This window comes from Streptomyces sp. SL06, assembly GCF_058244745.1.
In genome coordinates this window covers 818,084-842,289 of record NZ_JBSYOT010000002.1, presented here as the reverse complement: position 1 = coordinate 842,289, position 24,206 = coordinate 818,084, and the positions used below count along the sequence as shown (strand labels likewise).

Below are 24,206 nucleotides of genomic sequence, written 5' to 3'. Positions count from 1 at the left end.
CCGATTCGGGTGCCCGCAAGGGAACTTCCGACGGTTGCGCTACGCTCTGGGCGAAGGAAGGGAGAGGGGAAAAGTGCCGCTCTTGGAGACGGACCCGTTCGTCGGTCATCACTGCGAGTCGACCACCCTCGTGAATCTGCTGCGGCGAAGAGAGATCGACTTGTCGGAGTCGCTCGTCTTCGGGCTCGCCGGTGGTCTTTCGTTCATCTACTGGCGGACGAAGCAGATGCCGACGCCGTTCGTCGGGGGCCGTGTCAAGCCGGATCTGCTGTCCGAGAACCTGGCGAGCGCGCTGGGCCTGCGGCTTTCCGTCCACGAGAACGTCCTCGGTGAAACGGGCCAGGGAATACCTGCTGGAAGAGCTTGATTCCGGGGCCGTCGTCGGGCTCAAGCTCGACCGCTACTTCCTCGACTACTCCACCGACGACTTCCGGTTCGCGGCCCACTATGTCGCCTGCGTCGGGTATGACGACGATCGTTTCGCCCTGGTGGAAACCCGGCCGCTCGGTCTGCGATGGGCCTCCGGCGAATCCCTCGCGACCGCGCGGAACGCGCGCGGCCCCATGAGTTCACGCAACCGCGCCTTCACCCTCGACGGCCCGAAGGACGGCCTTCCCGATCTGGGGGAGGCCGCTCGCGAAGGCATCAGAGCGGCGGCGGAGCGATTTCTGAACCCGCCGATCTCCAACTTCGGGTTCCGGGGCATGCACAAGGTCGCGGACCTGATGCCGCGGTGGCTCGACGACCTGGAGTCGCCCGCGGTCGCTCTCCCCGAGATCGGCACGATCATGGAAGACGCGGGAACCGGCGGGGGACTGTTCCGCACGATGTGGGCGGAGTTCCTGGCGGAGGCCGCCGACCTCACCGGGACCGGCGGGTTGCGGGAGGTGTCGGACGCCTATCGCGAGGTGTCGCGGAAGTGGACCGAGGTGGCCGGGCTGCTGCACGAGGCGGAGGCCGCGTCGTCGCGGGAATGCCTGCACGGCGCGGCGAAGGTGGTGCACGAGGCCGCCGAGGAGGAGCGGAACCTCATGGGGCGGCTCATGGAGCTGACGAACTGACGAGCCGACCGAGGTCAACGGTCACCGACGGTGACCGTTTTTGATCGGATCCGACCGGTCCCGACCCTTCGGGAACGGGTGCTTCACCGGCTTATCGGTCTGTCGTACGAGGCCTCATACCAGAGCAGGACGTTGCCCGGGGTACTTTGCCAACTGCCCACCGCACATGAGCGGCAGGCGACTACTGTCAGTGTCCGTCGGGCGACGCAGGGCCGGATCCCCCGGTCCGCTCGGTCGACACCGCGATGGCGCGTGCCCGCGTGGCGTCGCGTGTCCGCGTGGCCCTCCGCCACCACGCGCGAGCCCCACGACCGACGGACCAGTACGAGGACACCGATGTCTCACCTCCGCGCCCCGTCCGCGCGAGCAGACCGCCGTGAGGGCGGGCGGCACGGCCGGCCGACCCCACGCACCGGCCCCGCACTGCCCGAGACCCACATACGGCCTCAGCTTCTGCGTCTCGCCGTGCTGCCGCCGGTCGCGGTCGCCCTCAGCGCCTGCGCGGTCGTCCTGTTCACCGTCCGGTCCACCGGCGCCCGGCCCGGCCCCGCCCTGTGGGCGGTGCTCGCCGGGGCGTCCTCGGTGGCGCTCGCCGCCCTCGTCATCGCCGCCGTCGCGGCCGACCGTGCCGCGCGGTCCGTGTACGACCGCGTCGGCGCCCTGCGCCGCAGCACCGCGCGCGGAGAAGGCGAACTGCGCGCCGTGGTCGAGGCGTTGCGCCGCGGCGAGACCCCGGCCCCGCGCAAACCGCGCGGCGGACCGCCCGCCGACGCCGACGACTTCGAACTGCTCGCCGCCGACCTGTCCCGCGCCCACGACGGCGCCGTCGCCGCCGTCGTCCGGGCCGCCCAGCTCTCCAGCCAGGCCGGCAGCGAACAGAAGCTGGAGGTCTTCGTCAACCTCGCCCGGCGCCTTCAGTCGTTGGTGCACCGCGAGATCTCCATCCTGGACGAGCTGGAGAACGAGATCGAGGATCCCGACCTCCTCAAGGGCCTCTTCCACGTCGACCACCTCGCCACCCGCATCCGCCGCCACGCCGAGAACCTCGCCGTGCTCGGCGGCGCCGTCTCCCGCCGGCAGTGGAGCAACCCGGTGGACATGACCGAGGTGCTCCGCTCCGCCATCGCCGAGGTCGAGCAGTACTCCCGGGTCCGGCTGGTCCCGCCGATCGACGGCACCCTGCGCGGCCACGCCGTCGCCGACGTCATCCACCTGCTGGCCGAACTCGTCGAGAACGCCACCCTGTTCTCCGCCCCGCAGACCCAAGTGCTGATGCGGGCCGGCCTCGTCACCTCGGGCCTGGCCGTGGAGGTCGAGGACCGCGGCCTCGGCATGCCCGCCGGCGAACAGAGCCGGATGAACGCCCTGCTCGCCGACCCCGACCAGGTGAACGTCGCCCGCCTGCTCGCGGACGGCCGCATCGGGCTGTTCGTCGTCTCCCAGCTCGCCAAGCGGCATGGCATCACCGTCCGGCTGCAGAGCAACATCTACGGGGGCGTCCAGGCCGTACTGGTCGTACCGCAAGCCCTGTTGGGCATGGAACCGGCCGCGCTGCCCGGGGGAGCGGACCGTCCGGCGGTGGTCGGCGGGGCCGAGCCGGTGCCCGTACCGCCGCCCCGGCAGCAGCCGCGACTCACGGCGGCCCCGGCCCCCGCCGAACCGGTCTCCCCCGAGCCTGCACCGGTCAACCCGGCTGACGCCACGCCGACTTACGTATCGCCCGCCTCGGCCGCACCGCCGCCCGGCGCACCGGCTCCGGCCGCCCCGGCGCCCCCCGTGTCCGCTCCGGTTCCCGACGGGGCCGCACCCACCCCGGCCCGCCTGCGCGGGGCCGACGGCGAACCCGTGCCGTTGCCCGTGCGCGGCACGCACCGCAAGCGGCCCAACCCGGCCGCGGCCGTGCCCGGTGTACGGCCCGACGACCGGGGCGTCCTCGCCGAACACGCGGCCATCCCGCCCGTCCCACGGCACAGCGCGGTGCGCGGCACCATGGACAGACCCCAACTGCCCCGCCGCCGTGCCCAGGAGCACATCGTGCCCCAACTGCGCGGCGGCCCCGCGCCCCGTCAGGAACCGGAGCAGCACGTCGGCCACGACCCCGGCCTGATGGCGGCCTTCCAACGCGGCATCGGACTCGCACAGGCCCAGCAGCACAGGGACTCGACACCCGTGGAACCGGCGCCCGTTGAGCCGACGCCCATGGAGCCGGTGCCGGTGGAGCCGACCCTCGGGGACCCGGCCGGATGACCGCCCCCGCCACCCCCGACTTCCCCCACACACCCACCCCCACCGTCACGACCCGCGCTCCCGCAGACCTTCGTACCCCAAGGAGTCGATCCACCATGGCGAGCGATGCGCCGACCGGCCAAGTTTCCGACCTCGACTGGCTGATGAGCGGCCTCGTGCAGCGCGTACCGCACACGAGCAGCGCGGTGCTGCTGTCCTGCGACGGACTGGTGAAGTCCGTCCACGGCCTGGACGCCGACAGCGCCGACCACATGGCGGCGCTGGCCTCCGGGCTGTACTCCCTCGGCCGCAGCACCGGCGTCCGCTTCGGCGACGGCGGGGACGTGAGACAGGTCGTCGTCGAACTCGACTCGACCCTGCTGTTCGTCACCACCGCAGGATCCGGCACCTGCCTCGCCGTGCTGGCCGGCCGCGAGGCCGACGCGGCCGTGCTCGGCTACGAGATGGCGATGCTGGTCAAGAGCGTCCGCCCCTACCTGGTCACCGCGCCCAGGCAGCACGCCGTCGAACCCCCGGCGATGAGGCCTTGAGGGTGGCCGCGGCCGGCGACGGGCCCTGGCTCGACGACGCCGCCGGACGGCTGGTGCGCCCCTTCACCGTCAGCAACGGCCGTACCCGGCCCACCGTCGCGCTCGACCTGATGTCCCAGGTGATGGCCACGGGGTCGACCCCCCTCGGCTACCTCGGACCCGAGCACACACAGGCACTCGGCCTGTGCCGGGCGCCCCTCCCGGTCGCCGAACTCGCCGCCCACCTGCGGCTTCCGGTGGCGGTCACCAAAGTGCTGCTCTCGGACCTCGTCGACTGCGGCGCGCTGACCACCAAACCCCCCGCCGCGTTCCACCACCACCCCACGGACCGGGCCCTTCTGGAGGCAGTGCTCGATGGACTACGACGACAGCTCTGACTACGGCCACGGCGAAGGCGCCGACCCGTTCCCCACCGCCCTGAAGATCCTCGTGGCGGGCGGATTCGGCGTCGGCAAGACGACCTTCGTCGGGGCGGTCAGCGAGATCGCGCCGCTGAGCACGGAGGAACTGCTCACCACGGTCAGCGCCGCGACCGACAACCTCGACGGAATCGAGAACAAACTCGAAACAACCGTGGCCATGGACTTCGGCCGCCTCACCCTCGACGCCGAACACGTCCTGTACCTGTTCGGAACACCCGGCCAGGAACGCTTCTGGTTCATGTGGGACGAGTTGTGCGAGGGCGCCCTCGGAGCGGTGATCATCGCCGACACCCGCCGCCTGGAGGAATCCTTCGCAGCCGTCGACTTCTTCGAGGAGCGCGGACTCGGATTCGTCGTCGCGATCAACGAGTTCGACGGCGCCCACCGCTACGACCCCGAGGAGGTGCGCGCCGCCATGGACCTCCACCCCGGGATCCCCATCGTGCGCTGCGACGCCCGGATCTCCAGTTCCGGCGTACAGACCCTGCTCACCCTCGTACGCCACCTCATCGCCCATACCCCGGCCCCCGCCACGGAGTTCGGCGCCGGAGCCCGCCCATGAGCTACGACCCGCCGCGCCCGGCCGGACGTCTGCTGCTCACCCCCGAGGACCGGGAGGCCCCCGCCCGGGTACGACGGCTGCGCCGGCTCGGTCTGGCGCAGCGGCCCGATCCGGCCCTGGACGCCTTTGCCGCGCACCTCGCACGTCTCGTCGAGGCGCCGTACGCGATGGTCAACTTCCTGGTCGAGGGCGGGCAGTTCTTCGCGGGCCTGCGGGTCCCCGAGAGCCCGCCGGTGACGCGCGCGGACGGCACCGGCCCGGAGTTCGGCCGGGTCCAGCCCCGCGACCACGGCTTCTGCCCCCATGTGGTGGTCCGGCGCAAGGCCCTGGTCCTGGAGGACGTGCGCGACTACCCACGCTTCGCCGGCAACCCGGTCGTCGACGGGTTCGGCATCCGCTCCTACCTCGGTGCCCCCCTCATCGACAGCACGGGAACAGTGCTCGGCACGGTCGCCGCCGCCGACGTACGGCCCCGGACCTGGGGCACGGAGGGCCTGGCGACGATCAAGTCGACGGCGGCCGACCTCGTACGGCGCATCGAGCGCAGCGCGGAGGACGGGCTCCCGCTGTGAGCGGCCGGACGCCGGCGCGCGGGGCGTGAAGGAAAGCTGCGGCGGGGCTTAAGAAAGGCTCGATGGACCCGGGGCGGTGTCGTACGGCAGATTTCAGTGCGATTCCACCGCCCTCCCCGGAAGCGGGCCGCCTCGGCATGCCTGGCGCCGGGGCCCACCCGTCAGGAGCCGTTGCGTTGAAGGCGCTGGTCAAGGAGAAGGCGGAGCCAGGACTCCGGCTCGCGGACGTCCCCGAGCCCGATGTGGGACCCGGTGACGTACTGATCAAGGTGCTGCGCACCGGCATCTGCGGCACCGACCTGCACATCCGGGCCTGGGACGGCTGGGCGCGGCAGGCCGTCCGCACCCCGCTGGTCCTCGGGCACGAGTTCGTCGGCGAGGTCGTCGACACCGGCCGGGAGGTCACCGACATCAAGACCGGCGACCGGGTCGGCGGCGAAGGGCACCTGGTGTGCGGCAAGTGCCGCAACTGCCTGGCCGGACGGCGCCACCTGTGCCGCGCCACGGTCGGCCTCGGGGTGGGCCGGGACGGGGCGTTCGCCGAGTACGTCGCCCTGCCCGCAGGCAACGTCTGGGTGCACCGCGTCCCCGTCGACCTCGATGTCGCCGCGATCTTCGACCCGTTCGGCAACGCCGTGCACACCGCCCTGTCCTTCCCGCTGGTCGGCGAGGACGTCCTCGTCACCGGCGCCGGGCCGATCGGCCTGATGGCCGCCGCGGTCGCCCGGCACGCCGGGGCGCGCAACGTCGTGATCACCGACGTGAGCGAAGACCGTCTGGACCTGGCGCTCAAGGTCGGCGTGAGCCTCGCCCTGAACGTCTCGAAGGCCACCATCGCCGACGGACAGCGCGAACTCGGCCTGCGCGAGGGCTTCGACATCGGCCTGGAGATGTCCGGCCGCCCCGAGGCCCTGCGCGACATGATCGCCAACATGACGCACGGCGGCCGGATCGCCATGCTCGGCCTGCCCGCCGAGGAGTTCCCGGTCGACTGGGCCCGGATCGTCACCTCGATGCTCACCGTCAAGGGCATCTACGGCCGGGAGATGTTCGAGACCTGGTACGCCATGTCGGTGCTGCTCGAAGGCGGCCTCGACCTCACCCCCGTGATCACCGGCCGGTACTCCCACCGCGACTTCGAGGCCGCGTTCGCCGACGCGGCCGGCGGCAGGGGCGGCAAGGTCATCCTCGACTGGACCGCGTAAGCCAACCGCCCTTCTCCAGGAGCTTGTGAGATGTTCGACTCCGTGCGCGACGACCTGCGCGCCACCCTCGACGAGATCCGCGCCGCCGGCCTGCACAAGCCCGAGCGCGTCATCGGCACCCCGCAGTCCGCGACCGTCGAGGTCACCGCCGGCGGCCGGCCCGGCGAGGTCCTCAACTTCTGCGCCAACAACTACCTCGGTCTCGCCGACCACCCCGAGGTCGTCGCCGCCGCCCACGAGGCGCTGGACCGCTGGGGCTACGGCATGGCCTCCGTCCGCTTCATCTGCGGCACCCAGGAGGTGCACAAGCAACTCGAGGCCCGGCTCTCCGCGTTCCTCGGCCAGCAGGACACGATCCTCTACTCCTCCTGCTTCGACGCCAACGGAGGAGTCTTCGAGACCCTCCTCGGCCCCGAGGACGCGGTGATCTCCGACGCCCTCAACCACGCCTCGATCATCGACGGCATCCGCCTCTCCAAGGCCAGGCGCCTGCGCTACGCCAACCGCGACATGGCCGACCTGGAGACACGGCTCAAGGCCGCGGGCGACGCCCGCCGCAAGCTGATCGTCACCGACGGCGTCTTCTCCATGGACGGCTACGTCGCCCCGCTCCGCGAGATCTGCGACCTCGCCGACCGCCACGGCGCCATGGTCATGGTCGACGACTCGCACGCCGTCGGCTTCGTCGGCCCCGGCGGACGCGGCACCCCCGAACTGCACGGCGTCATGGACCGCGTCGACATCGTCACCGGCACCCTCGGCAAGGCCCTCGGCGGCGCCTCCGGCGGCTACGTCGCCGCCCGCGCCGAGATCGTCGCCCTGCTGCGCCAGCGGTCCCGGCCGTACCTGTTCTCCAACACGCTGGCCCCGGTGATCGCCGCCGCCTCCCTCAAGGTGCTCGACCTGCTGGAGTCCGCCGACGACCTGCGCGTCCGGCTCGCCGAGAACACCGCCCGCTTCCGCCGCCGGATGACCGAGGAGGGCTTCGACATCCTCCCCGGCGACCACGCCATCGCGCCGGTGATGATCGGCGACGCGTCGAGGGCGGGCCGCATGGCCGAGCTGCTGCTGGAGCGCGGCGTGTACGTGATCGGCTTCTCCTACCCGGTCGTCCCGCAGGACCAGGCCCGTATCCGCGTCCAGCTGTCCGCCGCCCACTCCACCCAGGACGTGGACCGCGCGGTGGACGCCTTCGTGGCTGCGCGGGCGGAGCTGGCCGCCTGACCTGCTCCTTCGGGTGAGAGAATCGACGCCGTGATCGAAGCGCGGCGGCTGCACATCCTCCGGGCGGTGGCGGACCACCGCACCGTGACGGCTGCCGCCGCCGCGCTCTACCTCACGCCGTCCGCGGTCTCCCAGCAACTCGCCGCCCTGGAGCAGGAGACCGGCCACCGCCTGGTCGAGCGCGGCGCCAGGGGCGTACGGCTGACCCCGGCAGGCGAGATCCTGCTCAGCCACACCAACGCCGTCCTCGCCCAGTTGGAGCGGGCCGAGGCGGAACTCGCCGCGTACAGCTCGGGCGAGGCGGGCACCGTCACGGTCGCCGCCTTCGCGACCGGCATCGCCCTCGTCGTCGCGCCCGCCGTGGCCCGCCTCGCCGCCTCCGCGCCCGGTATCCGCCTGCGCGTCCAGGACGCCGAGGGCGACGCCAGCCTGCCGATGGTCCTCGACCGGCAGGTCGACGTGGCCGTCGCCGTCGAGTACCGGGGGGCGCCGCCCTCCGACGACCCGCGCCTGACCCATGTCCCGCTGTACGCCGAGCCCTTCGACGCGGTCGTCCCGGTCACCCACCGGCTCGCCGACGCCGACGAGGTGCCGCTCGCGGAGCTGGCCAAGGACGCGTGGATCGGCCCCTACCCGGGCAATCCCTGCCACGACGTGGTGGTACTGGCCTGCGAGAACGCCGGCTTCCAGCCCCGCCTGGAGCACTCGTCTGACGACTTCCGCGCCGTCGTCTCGCTCGCCGCGGCCGACGCAGGCGTGGCGCTCGTCCCGCGCTCGGCGCTGCACGGCACCGACCTCACGGGCGTGGTCGTCCGCCCGGTCGACGGGGTGGCGCCCACCCGACGCGTCTTCGCGGCCGTACGCCGGGGGGCCGAGGGGCATCCACTGATCCGTCCGGTGCTCGACGCACTCGGCGAGGCCGCACGGGCGTGAGGCGTCGGCCACCGGTCCTTCACCGGCGATTGTCAGTGGCGGACGCTACGGTGCCTGACATGCCGGACGCAGAAGACGTACGCCGTGTCGCCCTGTCACTGCCGGACACGACGGAGAAGACCGCCTGGAGCATGCCCACGTTCCGGGTCGCGGGGAAGATGTTCGCCACGCTGCCCGAGGAGGAGACCTCCATCGCGGTGCGCTGCCCGAAGGAGGAGCGCGACGAGTTGGTGCTCGCCGAGCCGGAGAAGTTCTGGATCGCCGGGCACGAGGCGCTGTTCGCCTGGGTGCGGGTCAGGCTCGCCGCCCTGGAGGGCGAGGAGGAGCTGCGCGACATCCTCGCCGACTCCTGGCGCCAGGCGGCCCCGACCAGGCTGCTGGAGGCGTATCCCCGGCTGGGGTTGCCGGCCCGGGGGTGAAACTCCTCGGGCGTTGTCAGTGGCCCGTGGCATGATCCGGAGACAAGCGTGGCAGCCGGGGCCGGAGGGGGGCTCCGGCTGCCAGACGCACAGCTGAGCAGGGAATGGCAAGGGGACGGCAGCGGATGGGGAGGGCCGGCGGGGGCCGGTTCGGGGGAGGGGGAGCGCGTCATGGCCGGGACGGCGTCGTCGCAGACCGCACACGGGGAGACGGCGGGTGCGCGGGCGCCGCGTGCCGTCTGGTCGCGGGACTTCGCCCTGTTCTTCGCCGCCCGGTCCGTCGCCCGGCTGGGCGACACCATGCTGCCCGTGGCGCTCGCCGCCGGCCTGCTCCAGCACGGGTACGGGGCGGGCGCGGTCGGCCTCGCCATGGCCGCGACGGCCGCCGCCTTCGCCGGCCTGGTCGTCTTCGGCGGCGTCCTCGCCGACCGCTTCAGCACCCGCGGGCTGATGATCGGCGCCGACCTGGTGCGGCTCGGCACCCAGGCGCTGGCCGCCGCGCTCTTCTTCTCCGGCCATGTCGTGCTCTGGCAGATCTGCGCGATCGGGTTCGTCAACGGCGTCGCGAGTGCCGTCTTCCAGCCCGGCGTCGCCAGCACCGTGCCCCGGCTCGCCTCCGACATCCAGGGCGCGAACGGCGCGATACGCGTCGCCGAGTCCGCCGCCCAGCTCGCGGGCCCCGCCGTGGCCGGCCTCCTGGTCGGCCTCGCCTCGCCCGGCGGGGTGTTCGCCGCCCACGCCGCGACGTACGGGGTCAGCGCGGCGTGCCTGCTGCTGCTCCGGCTGCCCCCGCTCGCGCCGGGGAGCCGGGCGGTGACCGGCCGGGGCACGAAGGCCTTCCGCGCCGACCTGGTCGTGGGGTGGCGGGAGTTCCGTTCCAGACGGTGGCTGTGGAGCGTGATCGCCGTCTGGTGCGTCTACATGATCGCCGTCTGGGGTCCGACGGTCCCGCTGGTGGCCACCGAGGTCGTGCAGGGGCACGGTCCGCGCGCCTACGGCCTGGTCAACTCGGCACTGGGCGCCGGCACCGTCGTCGGCGGACTCCTCGCGCTGCGGCTGCGGCCCCGCCGTATGCTCCGGGCCGGCGCCATCGCCCTCGTCGGCTTCGCCGCCTTCCCCTTGAGCGTCGGGGCCGGGCTCGGGGTACCGGCCATGGCGACCGGAGCCGCCGTCGCCGGGGCCGGGATGTCCTTCTGGGGCGTGATGTGGGCGACCAGCGTGCAGACCCAGGTCCCGCCCGACGTCCTCAACCGCATCCACGCCTACGACGTGGCGGGCTCGCTCGCGATGATGCCCGTCGGCCAGGCCCTCGCCGGACCGGCCGCCTCGGCCCTCGGCGCCGACCACGTGCTGTTCGTCGCCGGGGCGACGAGCTTCGCGGTGTGCGCCGCCCTGCTCCTGATACCGGCGGTACGCGGACTGGTACGGGTCGACGCGACCACGGCCGCCTCGGCACGGCCGACGACCGCACCGGCCCCTTCCGGCGCCCATGAGCGCTGACCGGCCGCCACGCCCCCGAAAAGCGATGCGCGACCACAGGCCCGAGTGCGGTATGGTTTCCCTGCACGTTCAACCGGGGGAAACCCCAGGTCAGACGGGCAACGGGACGTGGCGCAGCTTGGTAGCGCACTTGACTGGGGGTCAAGGGGTCGCAGGTTCAAATCCTGTCGTCCCGACTGGAAGCAGTCGTAGTCCAGGGCCGGTATCGGAGCCATCCGAGACCGGCCCTTGATCATTCTTGGGGACCAGTTGGGAACCGGCGCCCTTATCTTGTTGCGCCGGGGTGCGGGCGTCGCTGGGTGGTGGTCGAGCACCGGAGCTTACGCAGGAGCCGCCAGGTCTTGAACGCGGCGACGACGGGTTCGACCAGGGTCCGGGGCCTGGCCTGCGAGCGATTCACGACCTGTTGGCCTTCGCGGATACGGGCGGCGAGAAAGCGAAGGCGTGAGCCGACCAGTTCTCCGGTGACCGGAAAGCTCAAAACCAGCGGTGGCGACACTTGCCCCCTACCTGTGAGAAAGGTTCCCTCTGTGCTTGAGGCGGTTTTCAACGGGCACTCAGGATTCGTGGCCCTGGCCGTGACTCTAGTGGCTTCCGCCTGGTTCGCAGCCTGGCGAATAGGGCGCGGACGAGTCCCTAACCCGGGCATATACGCCGCATGGGTGTCTGCCGCCCTGGCCATTGTCGTACTGACCATGTGGTCGCACGGAGGGGCCGGCGACAAAGGTATCGAGTGCGTGGTCAACAAGGATGTCCTAGAACCTTTTGGAACGGTGCAAGGGAGGCTGAATGCCGGGATGTTCGTGCCGTTCGGCCTTCTTGGTGTCATGGCTATGCGGCGTCCCCTCCTCGTCTTGACGTTGGGGTTTCTCCTTTCGGCAGGCGTTGAAACGGTACAGAGCCTGACATCTGTTGTGTCCCGGATCTGTGACACCTCGGATCTCGCCGCCAACTCCCTGGGCGTAGCAGTCGGCGTAGGCCTGGGGATGGTCATCGCGCGCTGGACATCCGCACCGAACCCCCTATCGGCAGCCGGTAGTCGACGAATGCGCGCCGCGGCGCTGGTCGGCGGACTGCTCATCTGTGTGCCATGGATAGGATGGATCACTCCACGCGTCGTGGAACGCACCGTAAGCGATACGGCCGCCTCGTCTGTGCAGCGTCGGGCTGTCACTGACGCTGTGCGTGAGGCCCTCGGCACGGAGTACTCGGTTGATTCGGTCAGGTTCACTCCTGGCGAGGGCGGACGGGGATCAGGCATGGCGTCGCTGAAATCGCACCAGGGCAAGGGGGCAGGCGCAGCCGAACTGAACTGGCCGGACAAGGAGCAGTTCACCGTGAACCTGGTGCCCAGCAGAATTGAGAGTGGGCTTTCCCTCGCTGTGCCCGGCACGGCAGGAAAAGCGGACACGGAACAGCAGGCGCTCGACATAGCAACCGCCTACGCGGAGCGTCACGCCGCTTGGGCCCTGAGCAGCTCAAAGGTGACTGTCACCGCTCTTGACCAGAATACCAATATCGGATGGCTGGTGAGCTGGCGCCGCTGGAATGGTTCAGTTCTGATGCCAATGCGACTGGATATTCAAATCGAGCCGAGCGGCCGCATCACCGACTTGATTCAGCGTAATATCGCGGACAGATCCGACACTACTGGCGGTGCGGCGCGATGATGAGTGGGGTGTCGACCGGCTGCTCGGCGCAGAATCGGGCAACGACATCTACTCGGCATCGGCGGACGCCATGTCACCCGTGGTGTGGCCGCTGTTGGCGGTTCAGATAGGCGAGTACCGCCAGTACGCGACGATGGCCGCTGTCGCTGGGAGGCAGGTCCAGTTTCAGGAAGACGTTGCCGATGTGCTTGCTGACGGACCGTTCCGTGACGAAGAGCGTCTGTGCGATGGTCGCGTTGTCGTGCCCCTCGGCCATCAGTTTGAGGACTTCACGTTCGCGCGGCGTCAGGGTGTCCAGCGGTGAGTCCCGGCGTCGGGTCATGAGCTGCGTGACCACTTCCGGGTCCAGGGCCGTGCCTCCGCCGGCGACCCGTTGCAGCGCGTCGAGGAACTCGTCCACCCTGCCGATCCGGTCCTTGAGGAGGTAGCCGACGCCGCTCGCCCCGACACCGAGAAGCTCCGTGGCGTAGGACTCCTCCACGTACTGGGACAGCACGAGTACGGGCAGCCGGGGGATCCTCGCGCGGGCCTCCAACGCGGCACGCAGGCCCTCGTCACGGAAGGTGGGCGGCATCCGCACGTCCAGGACCGCCACGTCAGGGCGGTGTTCCAGCAGTGCGGGAAGGATCTCCGGCCCACTGTCGGCCACGGCCGCGACCTCGTTTCCGGCGGACGTCAGCAGCAGGACCAGGCCCTCTCTGAGGAGGGCGTTGTCCTCGGCGATCACCACTCGCACGACAGCTCCACTGCTTTCAAGGGCGCTCTGGGACCCGGCACGGTCGACGGACGGGCTCGGACTCGATCATCTTCGCACGGGGCCGCTGTGACCCCGGCCGGGGTGTAGCCGGCTACACCCCGGCCGGGGAGCAGAGTCCATCGCCTCCGACCGGTCTCTCCCGGAAAGCTCGATGTGACGAGATTTCCAGTCGGATGACGAGAGCGGGTAGATTTTCATGAATGCATTTCTGCTGTCCGGGCCGGTTCTGTGGTTCCTGTTCCTGTTCAACGCGGTGGTTGCCGTGATCATCCCCTTTGTTGTGGAAGGCTCGCAGGGAGTCGTGGCCACGATCGGAATGGGGCTGGTTGCCGTCAAGGCTGGGATCGGACTCCTCTGGAAGCGCCGGAAGCGTGATGACCCGGCGGGCGCGGGCCTCGACGCGGACGAGTCACCCGACTCGCGTGCCAGGCACCTGTCCCGTGTCTGAGCCCTCGGGGCGGACACCACCGCAGTCCCGGGCCGCACCCCGGAATCGAGGGACGCAAGTGTCAAGAACCGACGGTCGCGTGCCTCGGCGCGCCGCAACAGAAGAGCACTCGGACACGACATGAGACACGCGCTGAAAGAAGCGGTCCGCGCCACGCGCCATCTGATCGTGACGGCCGTCTTCACTTTCGCCACGTACCTCTTCAGCACCGTCGTCATCATCGCGGTCGTCGCGCTCCTCACCGTGGTGGCCGCCGGTTTGCTGCCGGAGGCGACGCTGCTGCTGCGCCGGGTGGCGGGGGCGAAACGGCAGCAGGTGGCGGCATGGACGGGCGAGGCCGTGCCCGAGGCCTACGCACCCCTGCGGGGTCCCGTACGAGCACGGGTGCGCTCAGTGATCAGGGACCCCGGCACATACCGTGACCTGCGATGGCTCGTCACCCACTTCGCGTACGGCGCGCTGCTGCCACTGGCGGCGCTCGTACTGTGGCTGCCGGCACTGGTGGTCGACGGGCTCTGGAGCGGTGCGCTGCGCCGCCGTCCTGTCGTCCTGCCCGTCATCACCCGGCTCGCCGACCGCGAGGCCGCCTGGTCGGCAGCCATGCTGCGCCCGGCCCCGGAAGCCCTGCTCGCGGTGCGGGTGGCGCAGCTCACGGAGACCCGTGCCGACGCGGTGACGGCTCATGGCGCCGAACTGAGGCGCATCGAGCGTGACTTGCACGACGGCGCGCAGGCTCATCTGGTGGCGCTCTCCATGCGTCTTGGGCTGGCGATGCGCGCCTACGACCGTGATCCCGAGGCGGCGCGCAGGCTTCTGGCCGACGCCCAGGGACAAGCCGAGGAGGCGCTCACCGATCTGCGGCACGTGGTGCGCGGCATCCACCCGCCCATTCTCACGGACCGCGGTCTCGCCGGCGCGGTGCGGGCCCTCGCGGCGAGCAGCGGCCTGGACGCCATGGTGGACGCGGAAGGCATCGACGACGGACTCCGGGCGCCTGCCGCCATCGAGGCAGCCGCCTATTTCGCCGTGGCCGAGGCATTGACCAACGTGACCAAACACAGCGGCGCGAATCGGGCGACGGTGATCCTGGAGCGTCCACCCACCGGACTCCGGGCCGTCGTGCGCGACGAGGGCCGGGGCGGCGTCGACGAGGGCGGCGGATCGGGGCTGATGGGGATCCGACGGCGGGTCGCGGCCCTGGACGGGTCGGTGACCGTGGACAGCCCCGTGGGCGGACCCACGTCGATCACCGTGGAACTGCCCTGCACCTGGTCCTGAGCCGGCCCGTGCGGGGCAGCCGCCCCTTTGAGGCACGCGATGTCCGGTGCCGGCGAGTGCAGCGGAACCGTCATGGTGTAGCCCGCTACACCATGGGTTCGGGAGAACGCTCCCTCGTGCCCGCGGACGGATGACGGGATCGTTTGGGGCAGAGACAGAAACGCCGTGCGGGCCCCAGGGCCTCCGCGAAAGCGGCCGTCTCCGACCCCCTTTCCTCGCACCTCGTGGAGGCTTCTTCCGCCATGGCAACTGTCCTGTATCACCTGGGCCGAGTGGCCTTCCGGTGGCGCTGGTTCTTCGCCCTCTTCTGGGTGGCCGTACTGGGTGTCGTCGGGTTCGCCGCGACCAAGGCCCCCGCGGCGGGAGACGACGGCTTCACGATGCCGGGCATCGAGTCCCAGAGAGCCTTCGACCTGATGGAGCAGCGCTTTCCGGGGACCGCGGCAGACGGCGCCACCGCGCGTATCGTCTTCGTGGCACCCGGTGGCGAGAAGATCACGGCTGTGCAGAACAAGGCGGCCGTCGAATCGCTGGTCGACGAGGCCGCCGACGGGGCGCAGGTCGCCGGCGTCGTCGATCCCTTCCAGGCGAAGGCCGTGAGCGAGGACGTGACCACCGCGTACGCGACGGTCGGTTTCACGGTGAAGGCGGACGACCTCAGTGACACGAGCAAGGACCACCTGCGAGACGCCATCGAGCAGGCCCAGAACGCGGGCCTGAGCGTCGAGGTCGGCGGGGACGCTCTGGCCACCCCCACCGAAGCCGGCGGCTCGGCCGAGGTCATCGGCATCGCGATAGCGGCCGTCGTGCTGCTGATCACCTTCGGGTCGATGGCGGCGGCCGGGCTGCCGCTGCTCACCGCGATCCTCGGGGTCGGCATCAGCATGACGGCGATCACCGCGCTGTCGAGTGCCTTCGGGCTCACCAGCACGACCGGCACGCTGGCCACCATGCTCGGCCTGGCCTGCGGCATCGACTACGCGCTCTTCGTGGTCTCGCGGTACCGGGAAGAACGGACGAAGGGCCACGTACCGCGGGAGGCCGCCGGGCTGGCGGTCGGTACGGCCGGATCGTCCGTGGTCTTCGCCGGCCTCACGGTCGTCATCGCACTGGCCGGCCTTTCGGTCGTGGGCATTCCCACCCTGACCAAGATGGGCCTCGCGGCGGCCGGAGGCGTGCTCATCGCCGTGCTCATATGCCTCACGGCGGTGCCCGCGCTGCTCGGCTTCTGGCCCAACGCCGTACTGCCGAGGGGAGTACGCAAGGGCTCCGAGCGCGCCAGGCGCAGGCAACGCGCGAAGCACAACGGAGGCAGTCGGTGGGCCGGCGTCGTCGTACGGCATCCGCTGCCCGTGCTGCTCCTCGGCGTGGTCGGTCTCGGCGCGATCGCCGTCCCGGCCCTGAACCTGCAACTGGGTATGCCCGGCGACGAGGCGAAGTCCACCTCCACGACCGAGCGCCGGGCGTACGACGCCCTGGCCGAGGGATTCGGACCCGGCTTCAACGGTCCGCTTACGGTGGTGGTGGACGCGACGAAGGCCGAAGACCCGGACGAGGCCGTGGCCACCGTCGCGCGAGAGGTCGAGGGCACGCCGGGCGTGGTTTCCGTGTCGCCGCCCCGCTTCAACGAATCGGGCGACACCGCCCTGCTCTCGGCCGTCCCGTCGAGCAGTCCCACCGACGAGAAGACGAAGGAACTCGTCAGGACGATCCGCGGCGAACGCGCGGACATCGAGGCCGAGGCCGAAGGGGTGAGCTTCGAGGTCACCGGCACTACGGCCCTCAACATCAACGTCGCCGAGAAGGTCCAGGCGGCTCTGGTTCCCTACCTCGTCGTCGTGGTCGGCCTGGCGTTCGTGCTCCTGCTCCTGGTGTTCCGGTCGCTGCTGGTACCGGTCAAGGCGGCCGTCGGCTTCCTCCTGTCCGTACTGGCCGCCCTCGGCTCCGTCGTCCTCGTCTTCCAGGAGGGACATGCCGCCGATCTCCTCGGGGTGGAGCAGACCGGGCCGATCATGAGCATGATGCCGATCTTCCTGGTGGGCATCGTCTTCGGCCTGGCCATGGATTACGAGGTGTTCCTGGTCTCCAGGATCCGCGAGGCGTACGTGCACGGCGACGGCCCGCGAGAGGCGGTCGTGTCCGGCTTCCGCCACAGCGCCAGAGTTGTCGTGGCCGCTGCCGCGATCATGATGGCGGTCTTCTCCGGCTTCATCGGCGCGGGGGAGTCCATGGTCAAGATGATCGGCTTCGGACTGGCGATCGCCGTGTTCTTCGACGCGTTCGTCGTGCGCATGGGCCTCGTGCCGGCCGCGCTCTCCCTCCTCGGAGACAGGGGATGGCGACTGCCCGGCTGGCTCGATCGAATCCTGCCCAGGATCGACATCGAGGGAGAGAAGCTCAGCCAGAAGGTACCCACACCCGAATCGGTCCCCGCGGACCCCGCTCGGGAGCCCGTCCCACTCCGCTGACATCGCGGACCGAAGACGGTGGGCCGTTCCTGGCATGGTGACGGCCCGCCGGTCGGGGCCGCGACGAGCGGTGGCGGCTCCGACCGCGTCGCACCCCGTGGGGACGGGGGAGCGGCGCCCGGCCGGGCCCGGCCGTGGAGCGTCTTCCGCTCCCGCCGGGCCCGGCTTCCCGTGCCGTGCCGGCCTCGTCAGGAGACGGGCGACCGGGAGTCGAGCGTCTGGTCGGACGGACGCTCGCGCGGCCAGGGGCGTCCGTCGAGCCGCTCGATGTCCGTGTTGAAGCGCCTCAGATACGCGGCGAACGCGGCGATGTCCGAAGCCGTCCAGTTCTCCATGATCTGCTCAAGGGAACCGACGATCGACTCCCGCTCCTCGTCGAGGAGTTGTGCACCCATGTCGGTGAGCCGGAACTTGCGGGCCATGCCGCCGTCCGGGTCGGGAATCCGCTCGACGAGTCCCGCCCGAAGTGCGGAGGCGGTCTGACGGTTGAGCGTCGAGGTGTCGAGGCCGAACGCGTCGCTCAGTTCCCCGATCGACATGGGTCCCTGGACTTGGAGCCGGCTGAGGATGATGTAGGCGCTGAACTCCAGAAGTCCGCCTTGACGGCGTCCGCCCCGACGGCGTAGACCGTGACGGCTGAGCAGCATCTGCTCGTACTCAACGTTGTACGTGGGCCCGCTCATCTGCGGGGGACACCTCCTTCGGTGGCCTGGTGGAGTCCGGCGTCCGGTTTGCGCAAGATCCTCCCGCTATGTGCGTCAGGCCACATGGGTGCATCGTACATGTCGAATGCCTGATACATAGAATGTGTATGATGCATAGAAATCTGATCTAGGAGTCTTCGGATGGAAAACCCCAAGCCGGTGAGCCGCACAGGCGGCGTGGTCGCCGTGCTGGCCTTCGCCGGCACAGTGGCGGCGATCATGCAGACGCTCGTGACGCCCCTGATCGCGGAGTTGCCGCAACTCCTGCACACCTCGTCGTCGAACGCGGCGTGGGTCATCACCGTGACGCTGCTGGTGGCGGCCGTGTGTACGCCGGTCATCGGCCGGCTCGGCGACATGGTCGGCAAGCGCCGCATGATCCTCATCTGCACCCTTCCCCTCATCGCGGGTTCGGTGGTGTGTGCGCTGGCCACCTCGGTGATCCCCATGATCATCGGACGGGGCATGCAGGGCATGGGCATGGGCATGGTCCCGCTGGGGGTCGCACTGCTCCGTGACGTGGTGCCGAAGGAGAAGCTCAGCTCTTCCATCGCCCTGGTCAGCGCGTCCATGGGTATCGGCGGTGGCCTGGGGCTGCCGATCGCCTCGGCGGTCGCCCAGTACGCCTCGTGGCGGGCGCTGTTCTGGGGCTCCGCGGCCCTGGCGCTCGTCATCGCGGTTCTGATCTGGATCCTTGTGCCCGACACCCCCGCCGACGCTCCTCACCAGCGGTTCGACCTGCCCGGCGCGTTGGGATTCGCCGCGGGCCTCGTCTGCCTGCTCCTCGGGGTGTCCAAGGGGGCCGACTGGGGCTGGGGTTCCGGAACCACGCTCGGGTTGCTGACGACCGCCGTCGTCCTGCTGGTGCTGTGGGGCTACTGGGAGACCCGTACGAAGGACCCGCTGGTCGACCTGCGGACCACGGCACGGCCCCGCGTACTGGTCACGAACCTGGCCTCCATCTTCGTGGGCTTCGGCATGTACGCCGGCATGCTGGTCCTTCCGCAGTTGCTGCAGTTCCCCGAGGAGACCGGCTACGGACTCGGCCAGTCGATGCTGGCCGCGGGTATGTGGATGGCGCCGGGCGGCATCATGATGATGATCGTCTCTCCCCTCGGCGGGAAGCTCACCAATGCCCGCGGACCCAAGTTCACCCTGATCTCCGGTGTCCTGGTGATCGCGCTGGGCTACGGCCTGTCCCTGGGGCTGATGTCCGAGGCCTGGGGCTGCATGCTCGTCAGCATGGTCATCAACAGTGGCGTGGGCCTGGCGTACGGCGCGATGCCCGCGCTGATCATGAGTTCCGTGCCCAGGTCCGAGACCGGCTCGGCCAATGCCTTCAACACCCTCATGCGTTCGCTGGGCACGTCGATCGGCTCGGCGGTGGTCGGCGTGGTGCTCGCCCAGATGACCACCACGATGGGCGGCTTCGCCATCACGTCGGAGAGCGGCTTCCGCGCCGCCCTCATGATCGGCTGTGGTGTCGCCCTCGTCGCCGCGCTGATCGCCGCCTTCATTCCGGCGGTCCGCCCCTCGTCCATCGGCGAGGAGTCGAGCGGCGAAGGCGACGGTGCCAAGATCGAGGCCGCGGCCAGGGCCTGACGGCATCGGAACACGGTCGGCCGGCGGCGGACATCCCCCCCGGTCGGCCCACCCCTCCGCGTCCCGGCGGTCGGCCCGCACACCAGCGGGCCGACCGCCTTCGCCCGTCCGGCGCGTGGTGCGACGGCCTTCCGGTGAGAGGGGTCTTTCCCCGGTGTGCCGTCAGGCGGGTTCCCGCTGCTGCCCGGGTCGGCTCCACACCGGTGTCCAGGTGCCGGCGGCGGGGCGGCCGGGGTACGCGGCGGCGAGGTGGCGGTGCAGCGAGGCCAGGGCGGGGTGGGGGTTGTCGGTGCGCCGGATCAGGGAGTGGGGGTAGAGGGGGGTCGGGTCCTCAAGGGGGATGCGGCGCAGGTCGTAGCCGGCGGGCCACACCAGCGGGGTCTGTTCGCTGACGAAGGTGGTCAGCGTCGCGGAGCCGGCGATGGTGTCGAGCAGGGGCTCGATGCCGAAGTCCGGGCCGAGCGAGTCGATGGTGAGGCCGAAGGCGGCGGCGAGTTCGTCGTAGTAGGCGGTCCACTCGGTGCCGGGCAGGTTGCCGGGCATCCAGATCCGTTCTCCGACGAGCTGGGCGGGAGTGAGCGCGGGCGCGTCCGCGAACTCGTGACGCGGTCCGGTGAACACGTGCAGCGGTTCGTCGAATACGGGACTGGCCTCCACCCCGCAGGGCAGTTGCCGCCCCGGCATGGTCACGGCACGGAACGTCGCGTCGATGGTCCCGTCCCGGACGGCGGCGATGGCGGCGTCGTAGTCGAACAACGTCACCACGTCCAGCTCGATCCCGGGATGGGCGCGGTGGAAGCCGCGCAGCAGCCCGGTCAGGGAGAGCTGGCGGCCGATCACGTCGACCCGCAGCGCCCGCCGGCCCGGCCGCACGGATGCGACGGCGCGCTCGGCTGAGTGCAGGAAGGTCCTGGCGTGGGGCAGGAACGCCTGCCCGTCGATGGTGAGCCGGGCCCCGCGGGCATCGCGGGTGAAGAGCTGGACGCCAAGCTCCTTCTCCAGCGCCGCGACGCGTTTGGACACGGCCTGCGGCGTGATCGACAGACCGGCGGCGGCCTCCTGGAACTGTCCCGCGTCCGCGACGGCGACGAAGGTGCGCATGGCCATGACGTCCATGCACGCATCCTAGGCAGACAACCGGAGGTTGATCTCGACTGCCCCGGCCGTTGTTTGATAACCGCGTGCTCGGTTCGCTTTGATGGTTGAGGCCAACCTCATGTCAACCTCTCGTTGATCGATGTCGTATCGATCGTGAGGAATCCTCATGCCTGATCGAGACCGTCTCTACGTTCGCACCGCCGAATTCGCGCGGGTGGCCGAGCGGATCGAGTACGTCACCACGCTGACGTCACGGCTCAACGTCCTGCCCTTCGACGACAAGGCCGCCCGCGCGGATCTGCTGTCGGAGATCATCGGCAGGCCCGTCCCCGACTCCGTCACCCTCTGTCCGCCCTTCTACACCGACCACGGACTCGGCATAGAGTTCGGCGAGCACGTATTCGTCAACCAGGGCTGCACTTTCCTGGACCAGGGCGGCATCCGCCTGGGCGACGGCGTCCTGATCGGTCCGAAGACCAACCTCATCTCCTCCGACCACCCCCTCCCGGCCTCCGAACGCAGCGAATTCATCACCCGGGCACCCATCACCATCGAGGCCAACGCATGGCTCGGCGCCACGGTGACGGTTCTTCCCGGTGTCACGATCGGACACGGTGCCGTGGTCGGCGCGGGAGCCGTCGTCACCAAGGACGTTCCCCCCAACACCCTGGTGACCGGACCGGCCGCGGTCGTACGCAAACACTGGAACGACTGAGCCGGGGCACCGGCTCGCGCGCGCGGGCGTCCTCAGACCACGCAGCCCACATGCGCCAGCGCCTGCTTCAGCAGTACCCCGTGCCCGCCCGGCATCTCGCTCTGCACCGCCGGTGACAGGGCCTCCCGCGGACTGAACCAGACCAGGTCCAGGGCGTCCTGCCGGGGGCGGCAGTCACCCGTCACCGGCACGACGTAGGCGAGGGAGACCGCGTGCTGACGGGGATCGTGGTACGGGGTGACACCGTGCGTGGGGAAGTACTCGGCCACCGTGAACGGCTGGAGCGAGGACGGGACCCGGGGCAGCGCCACCGGGCCGAGGTCCTTCTCCAGGTGACGCAGCAGGGCGTCCCGGACCCGCTCGTGGTGCAGCACCCGGCCGGAGACCAGCGTCCGGCTGACCGTCCCGTCGGGTCCTATGCGCAGGAGCAGGCCGACGCTGGTGACTTCGCCGCTGTCGTCGACGCGCACGGGCACCGCCTCGACGTACAGGATCGGCATGCGGGCGCGTGCCATCTCGAGTTCGTCGGTCGTCAGCCAGCCCGGCGTGGTTTCGGTCATGTCAGACATCGCTTGATCATACTTTCAGCCGTTCCTGCTTTCGGAGGGCCGCTCCGGGACTGTGACGGGTCCCACGCCGTGTTCAAGCGGCCCCGGCCGGCCCGGGGAACGCGCCCGTCCCCGTCGGCTCCTTCACGCGTACGCCGTCCGTCGGGCACCATTGTGCCGTTCGGTGATCACGCTGTCCGGGTTTCGCCGGATGTGCGCGCGAAGAGCCGCTGTCCCGGGTCGGACGCGGAGGGCGGCGGTCGGTCAGTCCAGGGTGCTGGGCTGCGCCGAAGGGGTCCCGCCGGACAGGACGGTTTGCAGGCGCTCGGTGCCCAGCCGTGCCGCCCGCTCCACGGTGTCGGTCACGCCGCCGTCCAGGCCGCCGCCCATGACGGTGACGGCGGAGGTGCCGACGCGTACGGCGGCGAGGTCCAGGGTGAGCGTCGTGGCGTCGCCGCCGGCGGTGCCCCGCACGGTCACGTGCAGCCCCTGCCGGGCGTCGCCCACGTCGGGCATCGGCGCCCTGACCACCTGGACCGTGCGCTTGCCGCCCTCGGAGTCGGTCGCGGTGAACTGGTCGCACGCGTCCGGCAGGGAGTTCAGCCACTTCATGCGGTCGTCCAGGCCGGCGCGGTCGTAGCCGGCGACCTGTTCGAAGAGGCGGGAGCGGCCCTGCTCGAAGCCGGTGAGCGCCGACGGTCCGGACGGCTTGGCCAGCAGGTCGTCCCGGTAGAGCGTGTCGAGCAGGTGCTGGCAGTCGGCGGCGTCGGCCTTGATGGTGAGGAAGTCGGCCACGTCGACCTTGCCGACCACCAGCCGGTCGCGCCACTTGTCCGCGTCCTGGACCTGCTTCCAGTCGCCCTCCAGGTCGGCCTCCGTGAGCAGGGCGGCCTGCGCGCCGGACTCGGTGAGCGCGGAGGGGGAGGCGCTGGGCGAACCTGTGGGAGACCCGGTGGGCGATCCCGTGGGCGTCTGCTCCACCGCCTCCTGCTCGGCGGCCCGAGCCTGTTCGGCGGCGGTGTCCGAGGCCGCCGAGGACCCGCCCTCGTCCGAGCAGGCCGCGGTGGTCAGCAGCGCGCCCGCCGCCAGGGCACAGGCCATGACACGGGCGGGACGGAAGGGACGACGGCTCATCGCGGTGCCTCCTGGGACGTGACAGTGTCCTCAGCGCATCACCGCACCCGCGCGCGCACCAGCGCACGGGACCGTTCGGGTGACCGGCCCCGCCGGGGACGGCTCACGCGGCGCGGTCCAGGGTGTCCCGGGCGACCTCCTTGTCCACCGCCGCGCGCACCAGCGCGGCCGCGAGGACGGCCGGTTCCGTCGGCCCGGCGAGGTCGAGCAGCCGGTCCGGGTTCTCCGGCAGGCCGAGGTGCCCGGCGCCCTGGAGGGCCTTGCGGTCGAGGCGGGGTGCCGCCTCGGGCCAGACGCGCTGGACCTCGCGCAGGAAGATGTCCGCGCCGGCCGGGCCCATCCCGGGGAACTCCTGGAGCAGCCGGCGCAGTTCGCCGACATCGCCGTCCGCCTCCTTCCGCAGCCGGCGCAGATCCCCGCCCCACCGCTCGGTCAGCAGCTCCGCCGCCTGGCCGAGCTGCGTGGCGGTGCGCTCGTCGTAGCGCCGGTAACCGCCCCGGCCGAGCGCGTCCACCCGCTCCTGCCAGCCTGCGCCGGCCATGCGGCGGGGGCTCCGGAGCCCCGCCTCGTGCAGGGCGCGGGAGGTGGCCACGGCGATCGAGCCCCGGATGCGGGCGCTCAGCAGATGGGCGAGGACCAGCAGCCGGTACAGCGGCTGCGGGGTGTCCCTCAGCCGGATGCCCGCCTCCTCGGCGTACGTCTGCCCGTGCGCGTCGACGAGCGCGTGCACGACGCGCCGCTGGTCGCGGCTCACGGCTTCAGCGGGTCGTGGCCGACGGTCATCAGCCGGTGCCTGAGCCGCATGTCGTCGGCCTGGGGCTCGTTCTCCACGTCGGTCTGCGAGGTCACGGTGTCCACGACCTTGCGCATCGCCCGCAGGTCGTCCTCCGTCAGGTCCGTGCGCCGTTTCTGCAGGATCGACAGGACGCGGCGGCCCAGTGGCGAGCCGGCGTCGTCCGGCAGCGGCTCGGTCAGCTCACCGGAGTCGCGTACCCGCAGCCAGTCCGCGAGTTCCGCGGAGGTCATGTTCACCACGCGGTGGAAGTCCTCCCACAGCGGGTCGAGTTCGAGGGCGTCGGCCATGAGGTGTCCCTCATTTCGTCGTGCGT

At 70.9% G+C, this 24,206-nt stretch carries 25 protein-coding genes and 1 tRNA gene; 19 read left to right on the top strand and 7 right to left on the bottom strand.

Translation table 11 applies throughout. From position 1 onward, the window contains the following. The first annotated feature begins 34 nt into the window (after window positions 1-34). The 14 genes from AC4IHM_RS03710 (at window position 35) to AC4IHM_RS03645 (ending at window position 12,345) form a co-directional block, all read left to right on the top strand. A complete protein-coding gene (locus AC4IHM_RS03710) occupies window positions 35-367 on the top strand; it encodes a BtrH N-terminal domain-containing protein (protein ID WP_490865645.1) in 333 nt (110 codons plus the stop codon). After that, window positions 330-1,061, top strand: coding sequence for a DUF4872 domain-containing protein (locus tag AC4IHM_RS03705; RefSeq protein WP_490865644.1), 732 nt, complete (start codon window positions 330-332; stop codon window positions 1,059-1,061). The genes AC4IHM_RS03710 and AC4IHM_RS03705 overlap by 38 nt, the downstream gene beginning before the upstream one ends. A 336-nt stretch (window positions 1,062-1,397) precedes the next feature. Next, on the top strand, window positions 1,398-3,308 hold the full coding sequence (locus AC4IHM_RS03700; protein WP_490865643.1) for a sensor histidine kinase: 1,911 nt from the start codon (window positions 1,398-1,400) through the stop codon (window positions 3,306-3,308). A 95-nt stretch (window positions 3,309-3,403) separates the two neighbouring features. Then, window positions 3,404-3,838 carry a roadblock/LC7 domain-containing protein gene (locus AC4IHM_RS03695; RefSeq protein ID WP_490865642.1) on the top strand — a complete coding sequence of 145 codons (435 nt, stop codon included), beginning with the start codon at window positions 3,404-3,406 and terminating at the stop codon, window positions 3,836-3,838. A 2-nt stretch (window positions 3,839-3,840) separates the two neighbouring features. After that, window positions 3,841-4,215 carry a DUF742 domain-containing protein gene (locus AC4IHM_RS03690; protein ID WP_490865641.1) on the top strand — a complete coding sequence of 125 codons (375 nt, stop codon included), beginning with the start codon at window positions 3,841-3,843 and terminating at the stop codon, window positions 4,213-4,215. Beyond that, window positions 4,193-4,822, top strand: coding sequence for a GTP-binding protein (locus AC4IHM_RS03685; RefSeq protein WP_490865640.1), 630 nt, complete (start codon window positions 4,193-4,195; stop codon window positions 4,820-4,822). The genes AC4IHM_RS03690 and AC4IHM_RS03685 overlap by 23 nt, the downstream gene beginning before the upstream one ends. Then, window positions 4,819-5,394: a GAF domain-containing protein gene (locus tag AC4IHM_RS03680; RefSeq protein ID WP_490865639.1), complete on the top strand. Its 576-nt coding sequence runs from the start codon at window positions 4,819-4,821 to the stop codon at window positions 5,392-5,394. The genes AC4IHM_RS03685 and AC4IHM_RS03680 overlap by 4 nt, the downstream gene beginning before the upstream one ends. Before the next feature lie 176 nt (window positions 5,395-5,570). Next, window positions 5,571-6,599 (top strand): L-threonine 3-dehydrogenase, encoded by a 1,029-nt coding sequence (gene tdh, locus AC4IHM_RS03675; RefSeq protein WP_490865638.1) that lies wholly within the window; start codon window positions 5,571-5,573, stop codon window positions 6,597-6,599. A gap of 30 nt (window positions 6,600-6,629) precedes the next feature. After that, on the top strand, window positions 6,630-7,823 hold the full coding sequence (locus tag AC4IHM_RS03670) for a glycine C-acetyltransferase (protein WP_490865637.1): 1,194 nt from the start codon (window positions 6,630-6,632) through the stop codon (window positions 7,821-7,823). Window positions 7,824-7,853: 30 nt separating this feature from the next. Then, window positions 7,854-8,756 carry a LysR family transcriptional regulator gene (locus AC4IHM_RS03665; protein WP_490865636.1) on the top strand — a complete coding sequence of 301 codons (903 nt, stop codon included), beginning with the start codon at window positions 7,854-7,856 and terminating at the stop codon, window positions 8,754-8,756. Between the two features lie 59 nt (window positions 8,757-8,815). Further along, entirely contained in the window at window positions 8,816-9,175 is a 360-nt protein-coding gene (locus tag AC4IHM_RS03660; protein ID WP_490865635.1) for an MmcQ/YjbR family DNA-binding protein, read from the top strand. A 171-nt stretch (window positions 9,176-9,346) separates the two neighbouring features. Then, complete coding sequence (locus tag AC4IHM_RS03655) at window positions 9,347-10,675, top strand: MFS transporter (RefSeq protein WP_490865634.1); 1,329 nt, start codon at window positions 9,347-9,349, stop codon at window positions 10,673-10,675. A gap of 102 nt (window positions 10,676-10,777) precedes the next feature. Next, a tRNA-Pro gene (locus AC4IHM_RS03650) sits at window positions 10,778-10,851 on the top strand. A 486-nt stretch (window positions 10,852-11,337) separates the two neighbouring features. After that, window positions 11,338-12,345: a VanZ family protein gene (locus AC4IHM_RS03645; RefSeq protein WP_490865633.1), complete on the top strand. Its 1,008-nt coding sequence runs from the start codon at window positions 11,338-11,340 to the stop codon at window positions 12,343-12,345. Between the two features lie 73 nt (window positions 12,346-12,418). Here the strand turns inward: AC4IHM_RS03645 and AC4IHM_RS03640 are convergent, their stop codons facing one another. Further along, entirely contained in the window at window positions 12,419-13,081 is a 663-nt protein-coding gene (locus tag AC4IHM_RS03640) for a response regulator (RefSeq protein ID WP_490865632.1), read from the bottom strand. Between the two features lie 217 nt (window positions 13,082-13,298). Between AC4IHM_RS03640 and AC4IHM_RS03635 the strand changes: the two genes are divergently transcribed. From AC4IHM_RS03635 to AC4IHM_RS03625, 3 genes are all read left to right on the top strand, one after another. Continuing rightward, window positions 13,299-13,550 carry a hypothetical protein gene (locus AC4IHM_RS03635; protein WP_490865631.1) on the top strand — a complete coding sequence of 84 codons (252 nt, stop codon included), beginning with the start codon at window positions 13,299-13,301 and terminating at the stop codon, window positions 13,548-13,550. 120 nt (window positions 13,551-13,670) lie between these two features. Continuing rightward, window positions 13,671-14,828, top strand: coding sequence for a sensor histidine kinase (locus AC4IHM_RS03630; RefSeq protein WP_490865630.1), 1,158 nt, complete (start codon window positions 13,671-13,673; stop codon window positions 14,826-14,828). A gap of 242 nt (window positions 14,829-15,070) precedes the next feature. Continuing rightward, on the top strand, window positions 15,071-17,296 hold the full coding sequence (locus AC4IHM_RS03625; protein WP_490865629.1) for an MMPL family transporter: 2,226 nt from the start codon (window positions 15,071-15,073) through the stop codon (window positions 17,294-17,296). 188 nt (window positions 17,297-17,484) lie between these two features. On the opposite strand, the gene AC4IHM_RS03620 is transcribed toward AC4IHM_RS03625, so the two are convergent. Further along, entirely contained in the window at window positions 17,485-17,979 is a 495-nt protein-coding gene (locus AC4IHM_RS03620) for a MarR family winged helix-turn-helix transcriptional regulator (RefSeq protein ID WP_490865628.1), read from the bottom strand. Between the two features lie 162 nt (window positions 17,980-18,141). Here AC4IHM_RS03620 and AC4IHM_RS03615 point away from each other — a divergent pair, with 162 nt between their 5' ends. Further along, complete coding sequence (locus AC4IHM_RS03615; RefSeq protein WP_490865627.1) at window positions 18,142-19,602, top strand: MFS transporter; 1,461 nt, start codon at window positions 18,142-18,144, stop codon at window positions 19,600-19,602. 162 nt (window positions 19,603-19,764) lie between these two features. Here the strand turns inward: AC4IHM_RS03615 and AC4IHM_RS03610 are convergent, their stop codons facing one another. Continuing rightward, complete coding sequence (locus AC4IHM_RS03610) at window positions 19,765-20,718, bottom strand: LysR family transcriptional regulator (protein ID WP_490865626.1); 954 nt, start codon at window positions 20,716-20,718, stop codon at window positions 19,765-19,767. Window positions 20,719-20,866: 148 nt separating this feature from the next. Between AC4IHM_RS03610 and AC4IHM_RS03605 the strand changes: the two genes are divergently transcribed. Then, window positions 20,867-21,415, top strand: coding sequence for a DapH/DapD/GlmU-related protein (locus tag AC4IHM_RS03605; protein WP_490865625.1), 549 nt, complete (start codon window positions 20,867-20,869; stop codon window positions 21,413-21,415). A 32-nt stretch (window positions 21,416-21,447) separates the two neighbouring features. Here AC4IHM_RS03605 and AC4IHM_RS03600 read toward each other — a convergent pair whose 3' ends face one another. The 4 genes from AC4IHM_RS03600 to AC4IHM_RS03585 form a co-directional block, all read right to left on the bottom strand. Continuing rightward, window positions 21,448-21,975: an NUDIX hydrolase family protein gene (locus AC4IHM_RS03600; RefSeq protein WP_490870753.1), complete on the bottom strand. Its 528-nt coding sequence runs from the start codon at window positions 21,973-21,975 to the stop codon at window positions 21,448-21,450. A gap of 252 nt (window positions 21,976-22,227) precedes the next feature. After that, window positions 22,228-23,097 (bottom strand): hypothetical protein, encoded by an 870-nt coding sequence (locus AC4IHM_RS03595; RefSeq protein ID WP_490865624.1) that lies wholly within the window; start codon window positions 23,095-23,097, stop codon window positions 22,228-22,230. Window positions 23,098-23,200: 103 nt separating this feature from the next. Beyond that, on the bottom strand, window positions 23,201-23,851 hold the full coding sequence (locus AC4IHM_RS03590; RefSeq protein WP_490865623.1) for an HhH-GDP family DNA glycosylase: 651 nt from the start codon (window positions 23,849-23,851) through the stop codon (window positions 23,201-23,203). Further along, entirely contained in the window at window positions 23,848-24,180 is a 333-nt protein-coding gene (locus AC4IHM_RS03585; RefSeq protein WP_490865622.1) for a DUF3140 domain-containing protein, read from the bottom strand. The genes AC4IHM_RS03590 and AC4IHM_RS03585 overlap by 4 nt, the downstream gene beginning before the upstream one ends. Window positions 24,181-24,206: the final 26 nt, after the last annotated feature.

Bases quoted from the DNA above. Each gene is read 5' to 3' on its own strand.
- AC4IHM_RS03585 (WP_490865622.1), bottom strand. From the start codon at position 24,180: ATGGCCGACGCCCTCGAACTCGACCCGCTGTGGGAGGACTTCCACCGC.
- AC4IHM_RS03655 (WP_490865634.1), top strand. From the start codon at position 9,347: ATGGCCGGGACGGCGTCGTCGCAGACCGCACACGGGGAGACGGCGGGT.
- AC4IHM_RS03625 (WP_490865629.1), top strand. From the start codon at position 15,071: ATGGCAACTGTCCTGTATCACCTGGGCCGAGTGGCCTTCCGGTGGCGC.
- AC4IHM_RS03685 (WP_490865640.1), top strand. From the start codon at position 4,193: ATGGACTACGACGACAGCTCTGACTACGGCCACGGCGAAGGCGCCGAC.
- AC4IHM_RS03615 (WP_490865627.1), top strand. From the start codon at position 18,142: ATGGAAAACCCCAAGCCGGTGAGCCGCACAGGCGGCGTGGTCGCCGTG.
- AC4IHM_RS03670 (WP_490865637.1), top strand. From the start codon at position 6,630: ATGTTCGACTCCGTGCGCGACGACCTGCGCGCCACCCTCGACGAGATC.
- AC4IHM_RS03620 (WP_490865628.1), bottom strand. From the start codon at position 17,979: ATGAGCGGGCCCACGTACAACGTTGAGTACGAGCAGATGCTGCTCAGC.
- AC4IHM_RS03610 (WP_490865626.1), bottom strand. From the start codon at position 20,718: ATGGACGTCATGGCCATGCGCACCTTCGTCGCCGTCGCGGACGCGGGA.
- AC4IHM_RS03600 (WP_490870753.1), bottom strand. From the start codon at position 21,975: ATGACCGAAACCACGCCGGGCTGGCTGACGACCGACGAACTCGAGATG.
- AC4IHM_RS03695 (WP_490865642.1), top strand. From the start codon at position 3,404: ATGGCGAGCGATGCGCCGACCGGCCAAGTTTCCGACCTCGACTGGCTG.
- AC4IHM_RS03660 (WP_490865635.1), top strand. From the start codon at position 8,816: ATGCCGGACGCAGAAGACGTACGCCGTGTCGCCCTGTCACTGCCGGAC.
- AC4IHM_RS03700 (WP_490865643.1), top strand. From the start codon at position 1,398: ATGTCTCACCTCCGCGCCCCGTCCGCGCGAGCAGACCGCCGTGAGGGC.
- AC4IHM_RS03595 (WP_490865624.1), bottom strand. From the start codon at position 23,097: ATGAGCCGTCGTCCCTTCCGTCCCGCCCGTGTCATGGCCTGTGCCCTG.
- AC4IHM_RS03630 (WP_490865630.1), top strand. From the start codon at position 13,671: ATGAGACACGCGCTGAAAGAAGCGGTCCGCGCCACGCGCCATCTGATC.
- AC4IHM_RS03680 (WP_490865639.1), top strand. From the start codon at position 4,819: ATGAGCTACGACCCGCCGCGCCCGGCCGGACGTCTGCTGCTCACCCCC.
- AC4IHM_RS03635 (WP_490865631.1), top strand. From the start codon at position 13,299: ATGAATGCATTTCTGCTGTCCGGGCCGGTTCTGTGGTTCCTGTTCCTG.
- AC4IHM_RS03605 (WP_490865625.1), top strand. From the start codon at position 20,867: ATGCCTGATCGAGACCGTCTCTACGTTCGCACCGCCGAATTCGCGCGG.